Origin of the sequence: Hankyongella ginsenosidimutans (assembly GCF_005144965.1) — a bacterium.
Lineage (GTDB): Bacteria > Pseudomonadota > Alphaproteobacteria > Sphingomonadales > Sphingomonadaceae > Hankyongella > Hankyongella ginsenosidimutans.
The window spans coordinates 2064634-2081635 of record NZ_CP039704.1 but is presented as its reverse complement, the minus strand read 5'-3'; the positions used below and the strand labels follow the sequence as shown (position 1 = coordinate 2081635).

At 66.9% G+C, this 17002-nt stretch carries 16 protein-coding genes and 4 pseudogenes; 16 read left to right on the top strand and 4 right to left on the bottom strand.

Annotation, left to right across the window (positions count from 1 at the left end; translation table 11 throughout):
- Position 1: 1 nt before the first annotated feature.
- Together katG and E6W36_RS19235 are read right to left on the bottom strand one after the other, a co-directional pair.
- A pseudogene (gene katG / locus E6W36_RS12185) lies at positions 2–2122 on the bottom strand (catalase/peroxidase HPI).
- 399 nt (positions 2123–2521) lie between these two features.
- Positions 2522–4386 (bottom strand): annotated as a pseudogene (locus tag E6W36_RS19235) (putative PEP-binding protein); the annotation flags it as partial.
- 413 nt (positions 4387–4799) lie between these two features.
- Here E6W36_RS19235 and E6W36_RS19225 point away from each other — a divergent pair.
- Complete coding sequence (locus E6W36_RS19225; protein WP_246047685.1) at positions 4800–5066, top strand: hypothetical protein; 267 nt, start codon at positions 4800–4802, stop codon at positions 5064–5066.
- Positions 5067–5361: 295 nt separating this feature from the next.
- Here the strand turns inward: E6W36_RS19225 and E6W36_RS12175 are convergent, their stop codons facing one another.
- Positions 5362–5865, bottom strand: a complete 504-nt coding sequence (locus E6W36_RS12175) for a lipid-binding SYLF domain-containing protein (RefSeq protein ID WP_222872748.1) — start codon at positions 5863–5865, stop codon at positions 5362–5364.
- A 70-nt stretch (positions 5866–5935) separates the two neighbouring features.
- Positions 5936–6996: pseudogene (gene mutY / locus E6W36_RS12170) on the bottom strand (A/G-specific adenine glycosylase).
- 28 nt (positions 6997–7024) lie between these two features.
- Between mutY and E6W36_RS12165 the strand changes: the two are divergent.
- The 15 genes and pseudogenes from E6W36_RS12165 (at position 7025) to E6W36_RS12105 (ending at position 16213) form a co-directional block, all read left to right on the top strand.
- The gene (locus E6W36_RS12165; protein ID WP_222872747.1) at positions 7025–7561 is read left to right on the top strand and encodes a DUF721 domain-containing protein; all 537 of its coding nucleotides are present in this window, start codon (positions 7025–7027) and stop codon (positions 7559–7561) included.
- A gap of 47 nt (positions 7562–7608) precedes the next feature.
- Positions 7609–7920 carry a thioredoxin domain-containing protein gene (locus E6W36_RS12160; protein ID WP_222872746.1) on the top strand — a complete coding sequence of 104 codons (312 nt, stop codon included), beginning with the start codon at positions 7609–7611 and terminating at the stop codon, positions 7918–7920.
- Between the two features lie 299 nt (positions 7921–8219).
- Positions 8220–8387 (top strand): DsbA family protein, encoded by a 168-nt coding sequence (locus E6W36_RS12155; RefSeq protein WP_222872745.1) that lies wholly within the window; start codon positions 8220–8222, stop codon positions 8385–8387.
- 28 nt (positions 8388–8415) lie between these two features.
- Positions 8416–8613, top strand: a complete 198-nt coding sequence (locus E6W36_RS19215) for an AAA family ATPase (RefSeq protein ID WP_246047661.1) — start codon at positions 8416–8418, stop codon at positions 8611–8613.
- Positions 8610–9977 (top strand): coiled-coil domain-containing protein, encoded by a 1368-nt coding sequence (locus tag E6W36_RS19210; protein ID WP_246047660.1) that lies wholly within the window; start codon positions 8610–8612, stop codon positions 9975–9977. Before E6W36_RS19215 ends, E6W36_RS19210 begins: the two co-directional genes overlap by 4 nt.
- Before the next feature lie 1087 nt (positions 9978–11064).
- A pseudogene (locus E6W36_RS23525) lies at positions 11065–12059 on the top strand (chromosome segregation protein); the annotation flags it as partial.
- Between the two features lie 262 nt (positions 12060–12321).
- Positions 12322–12648 carry an AtpZ/AtpI family protein gene (locus tag E6W36_RS12145; protein WP_222872744.1) on the top strand — a complete coding sequence of 109 codons (327 nt, stop codon included), beginning with the start codon at positions 12322–12324 and terminating at the stop codon, positions 12646–12648.
- A gap of 51 nt (positions 12649–12699) precedes the next feature.
- Positions 12700–13467 carry a F0F1 ATP synthase subunit A gene (locus tag E6W36_RS12140; protein ID WP_246047652.1) on the top strand — a complete coding sequence of 256 codons (768 nt, stop codon included), beginning with the start codon at positions 12700–12702 and terminating at the stop codon, positions 13465–13467.
- Positions 13468–13562: 95 nt separating this feature from the next.
- The gene (locus tag E6W36_RS12135; RefSeq protein WP_222872743.1) at positions 13563–13784 is read left to right on the top strand and encodes a F0F1 ATP synthase subunit C; all 222 of its coding nucleotides are present in this window, start codon (positions 13563–13565) and stop codon (positions 13782–13784) included.
- 67 nt (positions 13785–13851) lie between these two features.
- Positions 13852–14148 (top strand): F0F1 ATP synthase subunit B family protein, encoded by a 297-nt coding sequence (locus E6W36_RS12130; RefSeq protein WP_222872742.1) that lies wholly within the window; start codon positions 13852–13854, stop codon positions 14146–14148.
- A gap of 17 nt (positions 14149–14165) precedes the next feature.
- Positions 14166–14345, top strand: coding sequence for a hypothetical protein (locus tag E6W36_RS12125; RefSeq protein ID WP_222872741.1), 180 nt, complete (start codon positions 14166–14168; stop codon positions 14343–14345).
- A 3-nt stretch (positions 14346–14348) separates the two neighbouring features.
- The gene (locus E6W36_RS12120; protein ID WP_222872740.1) at positions 14349–14882 is read left to right on the top strand and encodes a F0F1 ATP synthase subunit B family protein; all 534 of its coding nucleotides are present in this window, start codon (positions 14349–14351) and stop codon (positions 14880–14882) included.
- Positions 14883–15211: 329 nt separating this feature from the next.
- Entirely contained in the window at positions 15212–15352 is a 141-nt protein-coding gene (locus E6W36_RS12115) for a hypothetical protein (RefSeq protein ID WP_222872739.1), read from the top strand.
- A 181-nt stretch (positions 15353–15533) separates the two neighbouring features.
- On the top strand, positions 15534–15758 hold the full coding sequence (locus tag E6W36_RS12110) for a hypothetical protein (protein ID WP_222872738.1): 225 nt from the start codon (positions 15534–15536) through the stop codon (positions 15756–15758).
- On the top strand, positions 15752–16213 hold the full coding sequence (locus E6W36_RS12105) for an esterase/lipase family protein (RefSeq protein WP_222872737.1): 462 nt from the start codon (positions 15752–15754) through the stop codon (positions 16211–16213). The genes E6W36_RS12110 and E6W36_RS12105 overlap by 7 nt, the downstream gene beginning before the upstream one ends.
- Positions 16214–17002: the final 789 nt, after the last annotated feature.

The following is a 17002-nucleotide window of genomic DNA, read 5'->3' as shown; positions in this document are numbered from 1 at the left end:
GTTACGAGCGGTCGAGATCCATCACCTTGGCCCAGGCGGCCGCGAAGTCCTCGACAAACTTCTTCCTGGCATCGTCGGACGCATAGACCTCGGCGACCGCGCGCAGCTCCGAGTTCGAGCCGAACACCAGGTCGACCGGCGTCGCCGTCCAGCGGAGCTGGCCGGAGGCGCGATCATAGCCTTCATAGAGACCATCCGTCTTCTGCGACTTCGCCCAGCGGGTCTTCATATCCAGCAGGTTGACGAAGAAATCGTTGGTCAACTGGCCGGGGCGGGCCGTGAACACGCCGTTGCGCGAACCGCCGGCGTTGGCGTCAAGCGCCCGCATGCCGCCGACCAGCACGGTCATCTCCGGCACCGTCAGCTGCAGCAGCGCCGCCTTGTCGACCAGCATGTCCGCTGGCGAGCCGTAGCTTGCCGGATCGTAGTAGTTGCGGAAGCCGTCCGCCTTCAGCTCGAGGTAGTTGAACGACTCAACCTCTGTCTGCGCCTGTGCGGCGTCGACCCGGCCGGGCTTGAAGGCAACCTTCACGGGCATGCCCGCCTGTTCGGCCGCCCGCTCGACCGCCGCCGTGCCACCCAGCACGATCAGATCGGCCATCGAGACCTTCTTGCCGCCCTTGGCCGCGGCGTTGAAGTCGCGCTGGATCGTCTCGAGCCTGGCCATAACCTTGGCGACTTCAGCCGGGTTGTTGACCGCCCAGTCCTTCTGCGGGGCAAGGCGCAGGCGCGCGCCATTGGCGCCGCCACGGCCGTCCGAACTGCGGTAGCTTGCCGCCGCGGCCCAGGCCGTGCGCACCAGTTCCGGCGTGCTGAGGCCGCTTGAGAGGATGCGGGCTTTAAGCTGCGCGACATCCTGCGCGTCGATGGGTTTGGCATCCGCCGCCGGCAGCGGGTCCTGCCACAGGAATTCCTGCTTCGGCACTTCCGCGCCGACATAACGGGAGCGCGGCCCCATGTCGCGGTGGGTCAGCTTGAACCATGCCTTGGCGTACGCGTCGGCGAATTCGTCCGGGTTATCCTTGAAGCGCATGGAAATCTTGCGGAATCCCGGGTCCATCCTGAGCGACAGATCGGTCGTGAACATGACCGGCGCATGGCGCTTGCCCTCGATGTGCGCATCCGGCACCAGGTTCGCTGCATTGGGGTCGCTGGGGATCCACTGGATCGCACCGGCCGGGCTCTTCGTCTGCACCCATTCGAAGCCGAACAGGTTGTCGAGGTACTGGGTGGTGTAGGCGATGGGATTCGCCGACCAAGCGCCTTCCAGCCCGCTGCTGACCGTGTCTTCCGCATTGCCCTTGCCGCATTTGCTGGCCCAGCCGAGGCCCTGCTGCTCGATTGGTGCTGCCGCAGGCTCGCGCCGACGCATTCCTCCGGCTTGTGCGCGCCGTGCGCCTTGCCGATGGTGTGGCCGCCGGCGATCAGGGCGACGATCTCTTCATCGCTCATCGCCATCCGGTGAAATGCCTTGCGGATGTCGGCGGCCGCCGCGATCGGGTCCGGCACGCCGTTTGGCCCTTCCGGGTTCACATAGATCAGGCCCATCTGGGTTGCCGCCAGCGGCCCTTTCAGGTTGCCCTTGGTGTCGGTGCGGTCCGCGCCGAGGAACTTGTTTTCCGGCCCCAGTAGGCGAGGTCCGGCTGCCAGTCGTCGGCGCGGCCGCCGGCGAACCCGATGGTCTTGAAGCCCATGTTTTCAAGCGCGACGTTGCCGGCAAGGACCATCAGGTCGCCCCAGGACAGCTTGCGGCCATATTTCTGCTTGATCGGCCACAGCAGGCGCCGCGCCTTGTCGAGGCTGACGTTGTCCGGCCAGCTATTCAGCGGCTCGAAGCGCTGCTGGCCGCCGTCGCCGCCGCCACGCCCGTCGATCACACGGTAGGTGCCGGTGCTGTGCCAGGCCATGCGGATGAAGAACGGCCCGTAATTGCCGTAGTCGGCCGGCCACCAGGGCTGCGAGGTGGTCAGCGTCGCGTTGATGTCCTTTTCACCGCGGCCAGGTCCAGCGTCTTGAAGGCGGCGGCATAATCGAAGCCTTGACCGTAGGGATTGGCTTGATCCTCGTTCAGCCGCAACTGCCGAAGATCGAGCCTGTTCGGCCACCAGTCCGTGCTGTTCATCGCCGCGCTCTGCGCCATCACGGGGCGCTGAGCGCCAGCGGCGACAGAGTGGCGGCCAGAATTGCCAGCAGCGATGCAGTTTTCTTGCTCATCGTAATCCCCACGCTTTTTCGGTGATACATCTGCACTGTGCGGCCAGTGACATGTTGGGGAAACGAAAAATTAGCCTAAGTTTAATCGAGTAAATCACTTTAACGGGCTGCTAGTGTCCCGAATCTGAAATCCGTTACATCCAATATCAGGCGCGGTTGGATTTCAGATTCGAGAAGGACACTCGCAAGATATTGTTTCTCGTGTCGTTTTCAGAATCGAAGTTCGCTTGACCGCCCGATATCATGGTGTAACGAACTTCGATTCCACGACACTAGGGTCAGGACTCATTAAGAATGGGTCCTGACCCTAGAGAAGCGCCCGCTGCGCCGGCGATACGCTGCGCCGGTCATGCAGCCGCAGGGCCGCCTGCGCCGCCGCCAGCCGGGCGATCGGCACGCGGAACGGCGAACAGCTGATATAGTCGAGTCCGATCTGCTCGCAGAAGGCGATCGACGCCGGATCGCCGCCATGCTCGCCGCAGATGCCCCGGCGCAGGGTCGGCCGGGCCGCCACCCCGCGTTCCGACGCCAGGCGGATCAGCTCGCCGACGCCGCTGATATCGAGGCTGACGAACGGGTCGACCTCGAGGATCCGCTTGGCGACATAACTCGAGAGGAAGCGCCCGGCGTCGTCCCGGCTGAGGCCGAGCGTCATCTGCGTCAGATCGTTGGTGCCAAAGCTGAAGAACTCGGACCACGCGGCGATCTCGCCTGCGAGCAGCGCAGCGCGCGGCAGCTCGATCATCACGCCGATCTGATAATCCAGCCGGCGGCCGCTGACGGCGAACACATCCTGCGCCGCATCGTCGATGACATCCTTGAGCAGCGCCATCTCACGCGGGGCCGCGACCAGCGGCACCATGATTTCCGGAGAGACGGCAAGGCCGGTTTCGCGCGCGACCTCGATCGCCGCCTCGAAAATGGCGCGCGCCTGCATCTCGTAGATTTCCGGGTAGGTGATGCCGAGCCGGCAACCGCGATGCCCGAGCATCGGGTTGGCCTCGGTCAACTCCCGGACCCGCCGACGCACGACCTCGACGCTGACACCAGCCGCGGCAGCGACATCGACATAATCATCGGCCTCGGTCGGCAGAAATTCGTGCAGGGGCGGGTCCAGCAGGCGGATCGTGCACGGCAGCCCCGCCATGATACGGAAAATCTGCGCGAAGTCGCCGCGTTGCAGCGGCAGCAGCTTTGCAAGCGCCGCCCGGCGCTCCGCCTCGTCCGGGGCCAGGATCATCTGGCGCACGGCGATGATCCTGTCCTCGTTGAAGAACATCTGCTCCGTGCGGCACAGCCCGACGCCTTCGGCACCGAACCGGCGCGCCACCGCCACTTCCTCCGGCGTTTCCGCGTTGGTACGCACCTTGAGCCGTCGCCGCTCATCCGCCCACTGCATGAGGATTGCGAAATCGCCCTCCGGCTCCGGATGCTTGAGCGGCACCTGCCCCGCGAACACGTCCCCGCGGCTGCCGTCGATGGTGATCGGTGTGCCGACACCGTAGACTTGGCCCCAAGCCGCACCGTGCCGGCTTCGATATCGATCGTCAGCCCCTCGACCGAAGTCACGCACGGGCCCCATGCCGCGCGCCGCCATGGCGGCATGGCTGGTCAGGCCGCCGCGCGCGGTGACGATGCCCGCGCAGCGTGCATGGCGCGGATATCGTCCGGCGTCGTTTCATGGCGCACGAGGATGACGTCGCGCCCGGCAGCCGCGTAGCGCTCGGCTTCGGCGCCATCAAGCGCGATGATGCCGTTTGCCGCCCCGGCGAGGCGGCAGGCCATGTGCGATCCGCTCGCGGGGGCTTCCGGATCGAGCGTCGGGTGCAGAAGCTGGTCGAGGCTGGCCGGCTCGATGCGCAGCACGGCGTCCTCGCGGGTAATCAGCCCTTCCCCGACCATGTCGACGGCTGCCTTGAGCGCCGCCTGCACGCTGAGGACCGTCGGGCGACTGTCCACCAGCCACAGATGCCCGGCCTCAATAATGAACTCCGCCGTCTGCACGCTGGCGGTCTGATGCTCGAGGGCGTCCATCATCTGCTCGAGCGAGTCGCGGAGCTTGTCACCCAGCGCACCGACGGGCATGGCGCGCGCGCCCATCCTGGCCGTGCCGACCAGCCCGGAGGCCCCGGTCGCGGGATCGCGCGAGCGGACGTGGACGACGCCGGACGCCCCGTCGATATCCGCATACGCCATCGCCTGTACGGCGATCGCCAGCCCGGCATCGTCCGGCACGCCGTGCGCCTGCCGCAGGAGGCGGGTGCGCGGCGCGCGCCAGGCGGCGAGCATCGACCGGATGACCGCCAGCAACTGCGCCTGCGGATCTTCCGGCAGATTATCCTGCAGTACGTCCGCGTAGCGCTCCGTGAGCTGGCGCAGGGCATCTGGCCCGGTATCGTCGAGCGCGGAAACCCCAAGCTTCTGCCGCTCGGCATGCAGCAGGTGCGGATCGGCGCCGAGGATGCGCTCCGCATAATGCTCGGCGAAACGGCAAGCCCGACGCCAGACCGCCGGCGCGTCGCTCGAAAGTGCAAGGCGCGGCGAAACCCCAGGTTCAGCATCGCGAAGATGCCGACAGGCGCGGGATGCGTGAGGCTCGGGCGAACGGCGAGCCCCAGCGGCCGGACCGGATCGCTCAGCCGGGTACCGCGCTCCAGCTCGACCTGCGCCAGCGCCGCATCGAGCTGCGCCTCGAGGCCAGGCGGAACGCGCAGGCCGTTGGCGAGCGCATGCTCCGCGAAAGCCGTCGTCAGGGTGAAGCCGGGCGGCACCGGCAGGCCGGCGCGCGCCATGTCCGCAAGCGCTGCACCGCGCTGGCCAAGGTCGCCCACGTCGCCCCTATCGGTGCGTGACCGCCCAAAGCTTTGAATCCATTGCGGTGACATTGCGTTAAACTACCGCAATTTTGCTTCGGCACAAAGCCTGCAAGCCTAGGCGCCATGCTTTTGCTGCACTGCGGCATTAAGGTGACGCACTGCAGGGAAACACAGGACTTTACTTCTGCGCGTCCTTCAAAACCTCTTCGCCTTTTTGCCCACGGACGAGATGTCCTCGCCAACGCCCTGAACCGTGTTGCAGGCGGCAACCGCGAGCAAAATGGCGAGCGAGGCCGCTGTTCGTATGATCCGCATGATCCGAGGCTCCTTTTTATTCACCCAGTGGGCTGTAAGTATATTTGAGGCTGCCGATTGCAGCTTCCGCCATGAGTCCGTTGCCGGCGACCGTGAGGACGCGCACGCCGCGGACGTAATCGCTGGTCGTCGCGGTGCCTTCGCTTGCCGCGACGGCGGACGCAGCGGCCCCGAAGTTCGACTTGCCGAGCTTGAACAGTTCGAAGGCCGGCTCGTCCCGGAACAGCAGGAGCTGCCCGAAGGACTGGCCGCCGATCTGCGCCCCGAACGTAACCTGGCTGGCTTTGGTGGTCCCGATCAACTTGCCCTCGCGGTACACGAGGCCGCGCCCGCCGGCCGCGCCGAACACCAGCCCGCCCTTCTTTATCGAAGGGAAAATGGCGTAAGCGTAAGCGGCAGCAAGATAATTATCGATATTCGGCTCGACGTTGCGGAAGCGGACCATGGCTTCCTTCGCCTCCACCTCCAGTTCGGAGATCCGCCGCTTTGAAATGGCCAGCGCCGGCGTCGCCGCAGCCAACGCCGCGAGCCCTACTCCGGTCGCCAAAATTGCCGACGATCCATGTGTTCACTCCTCTTCCAAGCCCAATTCACAAGGGCCGCATCCGCCCCGCAAGCGCCGCCGCCTTGCGCATCACCGTCGGCAGCCCGGCCGAGGCAAGGTCGTCGAGCCGCCACCAGACGGCTGCCGCAAAGGGCGGTCGATAGGCGAGTCTAGCGGCCAACACCTTCAGCTCGAGATGAAAATGCGTGAAAGCGTGCTGCACGTGCGACTCGCTGAGCGCCCAGTCCGCCTGACAGGGTACACCAGCAGTGGGGTGCTGCATAGGGTCGGCCCCAATCGCTGGTGGGAAACGCCAGCAAGCCGCCCAGCAGACCGTTCGGTGGCCGCCGGATCAGCAAGACGCTGCCCCCTGCTCCAGCCAGTAGACTGCCCCGTAGCGTCGCGGTTTGGCGGCCCGCGCGCGCTTGACCGGATACGCCTCCGGCTGGCCAGCCCGATGCGCCGCACAGGCCGAGCGGATCGGGCACAACAGGCATTGCGGGTTGCGCGGCGTGCAGATGGTCGCGCCGAGGTCCATCATCGCCTGCGCGTAGTCGCCGCATCGTGCATCCGGGGTCAAGCCGTCCGCCAGCTCGCGGATTCGCGGCTTCGATTCGGCAACCGGGTCCGGCAGGCACGCCAGCCGGGCAATCACCCGCTCGACATTGCCGTCCACGACCACGGCACGCGCGCCAAAGGCGATCGCGGCAATCGCCGCCGCCGTATATGCCCCAACCCCGGCAGCGCCCGCAGCGCCGATTCGGTGCGCGGAAACGCGCCGCCATGGTCCGCAACGACGGCTTTGGCGCAGGCGTGCAGATTGCGCGCGCGGGCATAATAGCCAAGCCCCGCCCACTCCTGCATCACATCGGCATCGTGTGCCGCGGCAAGATCGGCAACGGTCGGCCAGCGGGCGAGAAAGCGCGCGTAGCGCGGCGCGACGGCCGCGACGGTCGTCTGCTGCAGCATCACTTCGGACAGCCAGACGCGATACGGGTCAGCAGGTAGCGTACCGGGCGGCGCGCGCCAGGGCAGCGTGCGCGCATGGCCGTCATACCAGGCGAGCAGGTCGTCGGCGATGTTCGTCAAGCGCAAGGGGTTGGGCATTGGCTCCGCGCTATGGCATAGACGCCCCATGAGCGACCAGCCCTCTCCACGCCGGCGTGGCGTGCGCGCGATCTCGGAACTTCTGCCGGCGCAGCAGCGCAGGGCGCTGCGGCAATATGGCTTCCTCAAGGTCGAGATCGTCAATCGCTGGACCGAGATCGTCGGGCCGACCTTCGCGCAGTCGACCCTGCCGGCCAAACTCAGCTTCCCTCCCGGCAAGCGCAACGGCGGCACGTTGACTGTGACCGTCGACGGGCCGGTCGGGCTGCATCTGCGCCACGTCGAGCCGCAGATCGTTGAGCGGGTCAATGGCTTCTTCGGCTACCCCGCAGTCGCGCGGCTGGCGATCCGCCAGGGTCCCGTCCCGCAGCCCATGCCGCGCCCGGCCGCGCCGCCACCGCTCGATGCCCGCACGATGGCGCATCTTCAGCACGCCCTGTCCGGCATCGGCAACACCAATCTGCGCCAGGCGATGGCGCGGCTTGGACAAGCCGTGCTAACGGACAATCCGCACGAAACTGGGGATATTTCCCACGCTACTCTTGGCAGAGCCGCCAAGGCGTGACACACTCAACCACTACCCCTAGAAGGGTTCAGCCAAGAGGCTTCTATATGTTGAACGTTCTATCGGTTCCCGCCCGCCGCGCCCTGCGTCGCCACGCCGGACTCGCAACGCTCGCCGCCGCCTTGCTGGTCGCCGGCTGCGGCCAGAAGTCGGAAGCGGCGAACAGCGCGGCCCCGGCGACCACCGCAGCAAGCGGCGCTGGCGCAACCAAAGGCGCGAACTGGCCCGGCACCGTCAGCAAGACGAAAGACGGCGGCTTCATCATGGGCAACCCGAATGCGCCGATCAAGCTGGTGGAATTCGCTTCGTTCACCTGCCCGCACTGCGCGGATTTCCACAAAACGCCGCAGCCGAGCTGAAGAGCGAGTTCATCGCCAGCGGCAAGCTGAGCTATGAGTTCCGCAACATCGTGCTCAATGGCCCGGATGCCGCAATGTCGCTCATCGTGCGTTGCGAAGGCCCCAAGCGCTTTTCCCTGTCGCCGACATCGTGTTCACCCGCCAGGCGGACTGGGTGAAGGGCTTCCAGTCCATTTCGCCTGAACAACAAAACAACTTGAGACGACGCCACAAGACCAACAGCTTGCGGTCCTCACCCAGATGGGCGGCCTCGACACCTGGCTGAAGCAGGTCGGGATCCCCAAATCGCGCATCGACCAGTGCCTGGCGAAAAGGACGATCTCAACACCCTGAACGACATCCGCAAGGTTGCGTTCGAGACCTACAAGATCAACGGCACGCCCTCCTTCGTCATCAACGGCGAGTCCTTCGACGGTCAACCGACCTGGCCGGCCCTGAAGGCGAAGCTGCTTGACCTGACGAAGTGATCCCGGCGCCCGTCTTGCCGCGGAAGGGATGAGCGTGCGCTTCACGCGACTGCGGCTGACGGGCTTCAAATCCTTTGTCGATCCGACCGAGCTGCTGATCGAGCCTGGGCTGACTGGCGTCGTCGGCCCCAACGGCTGCGGCAAATCCAACCTGCTGGAGGCGCTGCGCTGGGTGATGGGGAGGCCAGCGCCCGGTCGCTGCGCGGTGCCGGAATGGAAGACGTGATCTTCGCCGGCACCGCGGTTCGGCCAGCGCGCGCCTTCGCCGATGTTGCCCTGCTGATCGACAATCGCAGCCGCCAGGCACCTGCCGCCTTCAATGGCAGCGACGAACTGGAGGTGAGCCGCCGGATCGAGCGCGACCTCGGCTCCAGCTACCGCATCAATGGCAAGGAAGTCCGCCAGAAGGACGTGCAACTGCTGTTCGCGGACGCCGCCTCCGGCGCGCAGTCTGCTGCGCTGGTCAGTCAGGGGCGGATTGGAAGCATCGTCACCGCAAAGCCCTCCGACCGCCGGGCGATTCTCGAGGAAGCCGCCGGCATCGCCGGACTGCATGGCCGGCGCAAGGAAGCGGAACAGCGCCTCCAGGCTGCAGACGCCAACCTCACCCGCCTGACCGACGTGACCGGGCAGATGGAGCAGCAGATCGCGACGCTCGGCCGGCAGGCGCGCCAGGCCGAGCGTTACCGTGCGCTGTCGCGGGAGATCGGCACGAGCGAGGCGATGCTGGCGTTCCGGCGCTGGCGCGACGCCGCCGACCAGCTGGCGAGCACCCGGGGAACCCTTGAGGTCGCGCAGGCAAAAGTGCAGGAAACCGCGCGCGCCGCCGCCGGCGCGAGCGCCCGCCAGGCGGAGATGGCCGCCGCGCTGCCCGCACTGCGCCGGCGCGAAGCCGAGGCCGCCGCCCAGCTTCAGCGCCTGCTGCGCGCGGCCGATGCGCTGGATGACGAACGACAGCGACTGGCCGGACGCTTGGCCGACCTCGAGCGCCAGCGCGCCGACCTTGCCCGCGACCGCCAGCGCGAGGACTCGCTGCGTGCCGACAGCGCGGCAGCGCAGGCGCGGCTGGCCGAGGAAGCAACGACCCTTGAGGCCCGCCTGCAGCAGACCCAGCGTCAGCACGATGCGACGGTTGCTGCCGTCGCCGCTGCGGAAACGGCCGTGCGTGCGGCCGAGCAGGGCTTCGATGCCCTTACCGCCCGCAATGCCGACGCCCAGGCGCGCAAGCGCGCGGCCGAGCAACGCCAAGCAAGCGCTGAACAGCGGTTGACGGCGCTGGCCGGGATATCGCGCGCGCCCGGACGGACCTTGCCGCACTTGCCGCCGCGCCGCACGCCGATTTGCAGGCGCTGGAGCGCGCGCTGGCGCAGGCGCTGGCCGAGGCGGCAACGGCAGCCGACCGCCAGATCGAGGCAGAGGACACCCGCACGGCCGCCGAGACGGCGCGGGAAGACCTGCGCCGCACGCTCGCAGAGGCGGAAACCGCGCTGCGCCAGTCGCTCGGGATGGATCGCGAGGTTCTGGCCCGCGCTCTGGAGCAGGTACGCGCGGACGCTGCCGCCCTCACACGCGACGCCGCGGCCGACCTGACCGCGCTGGAGGCCGAACACGGCGCCCTTTCCGCCTGCTGGCGCACGCGCAGACCGGCGCGCAGCCGGCCATCGACCGCATCGTGGTGACGCCGGGTTACGAACTAGCGCTTGCCGCCGCGCTCGGCGACGATCTGGAGGCGGACGTCGGCGGCGAAGGCCCCAGGCGCTGGCCCGCCGATGCGCCGCCGCTTCAGTCGCTGCCGCCGCTCCCAGCGGGATGTGCGCCCTCTCAAGCGTCGTCCAGGCCCGCAGGCCTGGCGGCACGGCTTGCCATGACCGGCCTGCTCCCGGAAGGCATGGCCGCGCCGACCCTGCTGCCCGGCCAGCGGCTGGTGGACACGGCGGGACGCCTCTGGCGCTGGGACGGTTTCACGGCGGACAGCCCGGCCAAGGCCGATGCAGGCGAGCGGCTGCGGCAGCGCAACCGCCTTGCCGAACTGGAAACGGCGATCGTGGCGGCCCGGCAGCGCTGTGCCGCCGTGACAGCGACTTGCGCCGACCGGATCGCAACGGCGCAGCAGAAGCTCGACCGTCACGAAGCCGGAGCAACGCGCACGCTCGCCCAGGTGCTGCAGGATGCGCGCGGGCGTCAGGAGGCTGCAAACGGTGCGGTCGAGGCGGCGCAACTGGCCGAGCGGATTGCCCGTCAGGAGCGCCGCGACGGCGACGCCGCCTGCGACCGCCTGCGCCGCACGCTGGAGGCCGAGCGCATCGCCGCCCAGCAGCGCCTGTCCCGCCATGACAGCTTGACCGCAACCCTGGCGCAGCTCGATGCCGATATGGACCGCGCCGAGGCCGAGCGCGCCGCAGCCTCTGGCGATATCGCCGGCCTTGCAGACGTCGAGCAATTGGCGCAGCAGCTCGCGGACCAGCGGCGTCTGGTCGAACGACGCCGGCAGGAGCTCTCGGCGGCGCGCGCGACGCTCGATGCGTTGGCGCGGCAAATCGCCGTCGACGAGGCGCGGCGCGAGGCGATCAGCCGGGAAGCCGCATCCTGGATGCAGCGCGCCGAAGATACCGCCCGCCAGGTCGCCGAGCTTCAGGGCAGAGACGCTACCCTTGCGGCGGAGCACGCCGCCCTTGCAGCGCGCCCGGCAGAAATTACGCAGCAGCGCGAGTCTCTTGCGGGGCAGATTGCGGTCGCCGAGCAGGGCCGCGCCGCCGCGGCGACGGCGCTCGCCGATGCCGAAGCAGCCCTGCGCAGTGCGGATGCCGAAGCACGCGGCGCAACCGAGGCGCAGGCGCAGGCGCGCGAAGACCGCGCCCGTGCGGAGGCCGCCGCGGACGCAGCGCAGACCCGGCTCTCCGAGATCAACCGCGGCATCGGCGACGCCTACCGCTGCCCCGGCCCGCTGCTGCCGGACCAGGCTGGGTTTGTCGCGGAGGCCGCGCTCGCCACCGACCTTGCGGCTCTGGAATCGCGCCTGGAACGCCAGAAAGCCGATCGCGAGCGGCTCGGGGCGTGAACCTGCGCGCCGATATCGAACTCGCGGAGCAAAGCACAGCGCTCGATGCGACACGCGCCGAGATGGCGGAGCTGGAAACCGCGATCGCCAAACTGCGCGGATCGATCGGCGCGCTGAACCGGGAGGGCCGGCAGCGGCTGCTGGAAGCGTTCGCGGCGGTAAACGGCCATTTCACTGCGCTGTTCACCCGGCTGTTCGGCGGCGGGACAGCGCACCTCAGCCTGATCGATTCGGACGATCCGCTGAGCGCCGGGCTGGAGATCATGGCCTCGCCGCCGGGCAAGAAGCTGCAGGCGCTGTCGCTGCTGTCGGGCGGCGAGCAGGCGCTGACGGCGTGTGCGCTGATCTTCGCCGTGTTCCTGACCAACCCGACGCCGGTCTGCGTGCTCGACGAGGTCGACGCACCGCTCGACGATGCCAACGTCGACCGCTATTGCGACTTGCTGCACGACATCGCCGAACGCACTGGCACGCGTTTCCTGATCGTCACCCACAATGCCGTAACCATGAGCCGCATGGACCGCCTGTATGGCGTCACCATGGCGGAACGCGGCGTCAGCCAGCTCGTCTCCGTCAACCTTCGCAGGGCGGAAATGCTGCTCGCCGCCGAATAGCTTGCTGCACTGCAGCACTAATCTGCCGTTTTGAAAGCCAACCGCTCACCCTGAGCTTGACGAAGGGTGAGCGGCTCGTGTTCGTCAAGCTCACCACGAGCGGGATTTCAAAATGACCTGCTGCACTGCAACGGCTTGCTTGACGCGCCGGTGGCCGCCTTCTAGAGGAGGCGCCAGCTTTGGCGGGCTTGTTTTCGCGCCAACACGACCGATCTATGGGTTAGACAGCCTGGGTTCGGCGCTGGCGCGGGAGAAGCGGGCAATGGCGGGGCAAGAGGATGACGCGGCGCGGCTGAAGGCGCTCTCCGAGCAATTGGAGGCAGCCAAGGCGAAGATTGCGCCGCCGCCTAAGCCCGATGCCGGCGCTTCCTACGGCCAGGGCATGCGCATCGTCACCGAGCTGCTGGCCGGCGTGGTGGGTGGTGCGCTGGTCGGCTGGTTGCTGGACCAATGGTTCGGCACGGTGCCGGTACTCATGCTGGTCATGCTCGCTCTGGGTGTGGCAGGCGCGTTCCGGTCGATGCTGAAAACGCCAATCGCGTGGCGAAAGCATCGGACGCGACGAAAGACGAATGACATTCGGGCCTAAGCGCTGCTAAGGCGCTGCCAGCCCGATGGTGAAAAGATGTGGAGTTGACCGGTGGCCAGTCCGCTGCAGCAGTTCGAAATTGAGCCGATAATCGCCCTTAATCTTGGCAATTTCGATGTGTCGTTCACCAATTCGACGCTGTTCATGGTGGTGACGCTCGTCAGCATCTGGATTTTCATGCTCGGCGGCATGTCCGGGGCCAAGCTGGTGCCCGGCCGCTGGCAGGCGGCGGTTGAATCCGTATACGAGTTCGTCCTCGGCACCCTGCATCAGACCGTAGGTGCCGAAGGCAAGAAATTCGTGCCGCTGATCTTCTCGCTGTTCATGTTCATCCTGTTCGCCAACCTGCTTGGCCTGCTGCCGCTCGGGCTGATCCCCGGCGGCCATGCCTTCACCGTCACCAGCCACCTGTCTGTCACCGCCTTTCTCGCGGTCATCGCGTTCGGCACCGTGCTGGCTGTCGGTTTTGCGCGCCATGGCCTGCATTTCTTCAGCCTGTTCGTGCCGCACGGCGTACCCTGGTGGATGATGCCGCTGATCGTGCCGGTCGAGATGGTCTCGTTCATGATCCGTCCGTTCTCGTTGGCGCTGCGGCTGTTCGTCGCCATGACGGCCGGGCACATCCTGGTGAAGGTTCTGGGCGGCTTCGTGGTGGACATGGGCTCGTCCGGCAATGCGCTGCTGGCGGCGGGCGGCGTGCTGCCGCTGGCGCTGCTGGTCGGCATTTCCGCACTGGAGATGCTGGTTTGCGCCATCCAGGCCTATGTGTTCGCGCTGCTGACGTCGGTTTACCTCAACGACGCGGTAAACCTGCACTGATGCACCCCTTCACCCTGTTTGCAGTTGACAAGACGGCAAACGGACAACAACGACCACCCTCAACATCACAAGCATTAGGACCCAAGGAGAAGACAATGGAAGCTGAAGCCGCAAAGTTGCTGGGCGCTGGTTTTGCCGCCATCGGCGCAGGTCTCGCCGCACTCGGCGTGGGCAACGTGTTCGCCGCCTTCCTGAACGGCGCGCTGCGCAACCCGGCCGCCGCCGACAGCCAGTTCCCGCGCCTCATGATCGGCTTTGCCGCGGCCGAACTGCTCGGCCTGCTGGCGTTCGTGATCGCGATCCTGCTGGTCCTGTAAGCCTGCGGATGCAGCGCCGCGGCGATCCCCGTCGCGGCGCCCGTTCGACCGTATCGGATCGCACATCATGCCTCAGCTCGATCAGTTTCTTGCGACCTACGCCTCCCAGTTCTTCTGGATGGCAATCACTTTCGGCCTGCTGTACTTCGGCATCGCCCGCGCGATGCTGCCGAAGGTCGGCAAGCTGGTGGATGACCGCGCCGCCCGGATCGCCGGCGACCTGAGCGCGGCCGAAGCCGCGCGCGCTGCGGCGCAGGCGGCGACAGCCGAGGAAACCGAGCGTCTGACCGCGGCGCGCCGCGCCGCGCAGGCGCTGCTGGCCGAGGAAAGTCCAAGGCTGCCGAGGCCGCCGCCAAGCGCCTGAAAGCGCTGGACGAAGCGATGGATGCGAAACTGGACGAGGCGGAGACCCGTATCGCTGCCGCCCGCACAACAGCGCTTCAGGACCTGAGCGACGCAGCCCGGCAAACGGCCTCGGCGATCATCGCCCGGCTCGGCCAGACCGGCGCGGACGAGGGCGCCATCGCCGCCGCCGTCGCCGCCGCCCAGAACAAGGCATAACCCATGGCCGAGACCACCGCACACACGCAAACCCCGCACGCGGCGCACCCGGCCTTTCTCGGCCTCGACGCCGGCGGCTGGGTGTCGTTCGGCATGCTCGCGCTGATCGGGATCATGCTGTGGCAGAAGGTGCCGGCCGCCATCAACAAGGCGCTGGACGGCAAGATCGCGCGCATCCGCGCCAGCCTCGACGAAGCCGAGCGCCTGCGCCGCGAGGCCGAACTGCTGAAGCTGGAGATGGAAACCCGCGCAGCCGACGCCAAAACCCAGGCCGAACGCATCGTCGCGCATGCCCGGCAGGAGGCTGCCGATATGGTGGCCGCCGCGCAGGCCGATCTCGATGCCCTGCTGGCCCGCAGGACGGCGGCCGCTGAAGGCCGGATCTCTGCTGCCGAGCGCGCCGCGGAAGCAGAAGTCCGCGCGCAGGTGGTCGATGTCGCGGTTGCCGCGGTGAAATCGGTGCTGTCCGGCCCCGGCACCGACCAGGACCGTCTGACGGCGCAGGCTATCGGCGACGTCGACACCCGCCTGCACTAGAGCAACGGACTTTAAATCTGCAACAGCTGGGTGGCATGCTCATGGCAGATTTAAAGTCCAAAGTTGCTCTATATATCTTGACTCTAAAGCATCTTTTCTCCTTAAATGCGACACGGTGCCTGGTCCCAGTCCTGGGTCGCATTTAAGGCGAGATGCTTTAGAGACCTGTGCGCGGATGATTATTCCTCCCCGCATGGGGGACCACCCTTCAGGGTGGTGGAGGGGTGGCGAATGCATGAGAATTACGCGCTTTTCACCCCTCCGTCAGTCTTTCAGACAGACACCTCCCTATAGGGGAGGATTTTGTATTTGGACAAAAGCCTGAACCGATGCTTACCCGCCGGGCGGCGCTGCTGCCGCTGTGCACCGGGCTCGCCGCCTGCGCCAGGACAGCCACGCCGCCTGCCGGCCCCACGGCGCTGCCATTGCCGCCCAAGCGCCACCGCCGCCGACCCCGCCCGCAAGCCTGACCCTGCCGCCAAGACCGGCCGCAACCGAGCAGGCCTCGCTGTGGTCCGACTCTCTGCTCTATGCCGGCTGGCGCATCCAGTCCCACTTCTACACCGGCCAGTCCCGCCTGGTCGATCGTGCCGGCATGATTCGCGCCGAAGGCAGCCGGGACGACTGCGTGACGGCCCTTGCCTATCTGAAATGGAAGGACGCCGTGCGGCCGACGTCCCGGCGGCTGGCGATCCTGGTGCACGGGCTGGCGTCCAGCCCGGCCATCTGGCGCCGATGCGCAAGGCGCTGGAGTTTGACGGCTTCGAGGTCACGACCTACACCTACCCTCGACCGAACAGAGCCTGTTCGTCAGCGCCAACGGCCTGGAGCAGAGCCTGCTGGCGCTCGATCCGCTGGATTACGACCAGGTGGTGATCGTCGCTCACAGCCTGGGCGGCCTGCTCACCCGGGCAGCCCTCGCCCGCCCGTCCTTTGCGCGCTACCCGGTCAAGGTCAGCCATGTGGTGATGCTCGGCACGCCGAACCAGGGCGCGACGCTTGCCGGCCTGCTTGGGCCGCTGGCCCGCGCGGCGGTCACGGCGTCCGCCAACGACCTGACGCCCGCGCGTGCCCGCCAGGTCGGCCCGGTGCCCGCAGTGGTGCAGTTCGGCGTGATCGCCGGCGGCCAAAGCACCACACTCGGCCTCAACCCGCTGCTCGCGGGCGACGACGACGGCGTGGTGAAGGTCGCCGAGACCCGGGCGGCGAACATGGACGATCACCTCACCCTGCCGCTCAGCCACAGCGCCCTGATCAGCGACGCGCAAGCCATCACCAACGTGCGCCGCTTCCTGCAGACCGGCCGCTTCCGCCCGCCTAGGACCTCCTGAACGGTGCATCACCCTGGGTGTGTGGGGTGGCAGGTTCGAATCCTCTCGTCCCGACCAATTTACCGAATATTTGTAATGGGTTATGCGGGCAGCCTCGGCTGCCCGTTTTCGTATGTGCGCAGCCCATAAGATAGCCGTAAGTTTACGCAGCGATCGCGTCGTCGTCTCTCATAGACTTGCCGATGCCGAGCTGGCGACTCACGCCTCGGCGCGCATTGCCGACAGGATCATTCAGTTTGCTAAGGTGCCGGCCTCAACTTAGTTCAGGTCGGCTAGAACTTGATCGGCCAACCCTCGTGCGCACTGAAAAGCTACAGGCCAGTCATCATCCGAAAGCGTGGCCGCGCCAACCACCTCATCCGGTCGTAACCGCTTAGCCCCGCGTCTGCTCGCACTGCCTCGACATGGTCCGGGGTGGCATAGTGAGCGAGTAGGTTCAGGATCGCTTCCTCCCATTCCTGTCCTCCGGCCGATCTGGCCATGAAGCAGTGTCTAAAAGCTGGTAGCGGTAGGTTCTCAGAGCAGCGAGAACAAACGTCGCGCACGTCAAACCCTTTCCTACTGGCAGCGGCAACAGATCGCCTGTCTCAGCGTCAAAGCAAGCTCCGTCCGAGTCAAAACCATAGCTTATGGCAGGCTCAGTCGCTGCAATTCGGGACAGAAGCGTTGCCAAGACTAGCTTATTGTCCTCATCGAGTCCCATGTCGGACCAACGGAAGGGGAGCGCGGCCGGCTCATCTCGAAGCATATGGTGGAACGCCAAATGCAGGATCCGGGGTTCTGAATTCG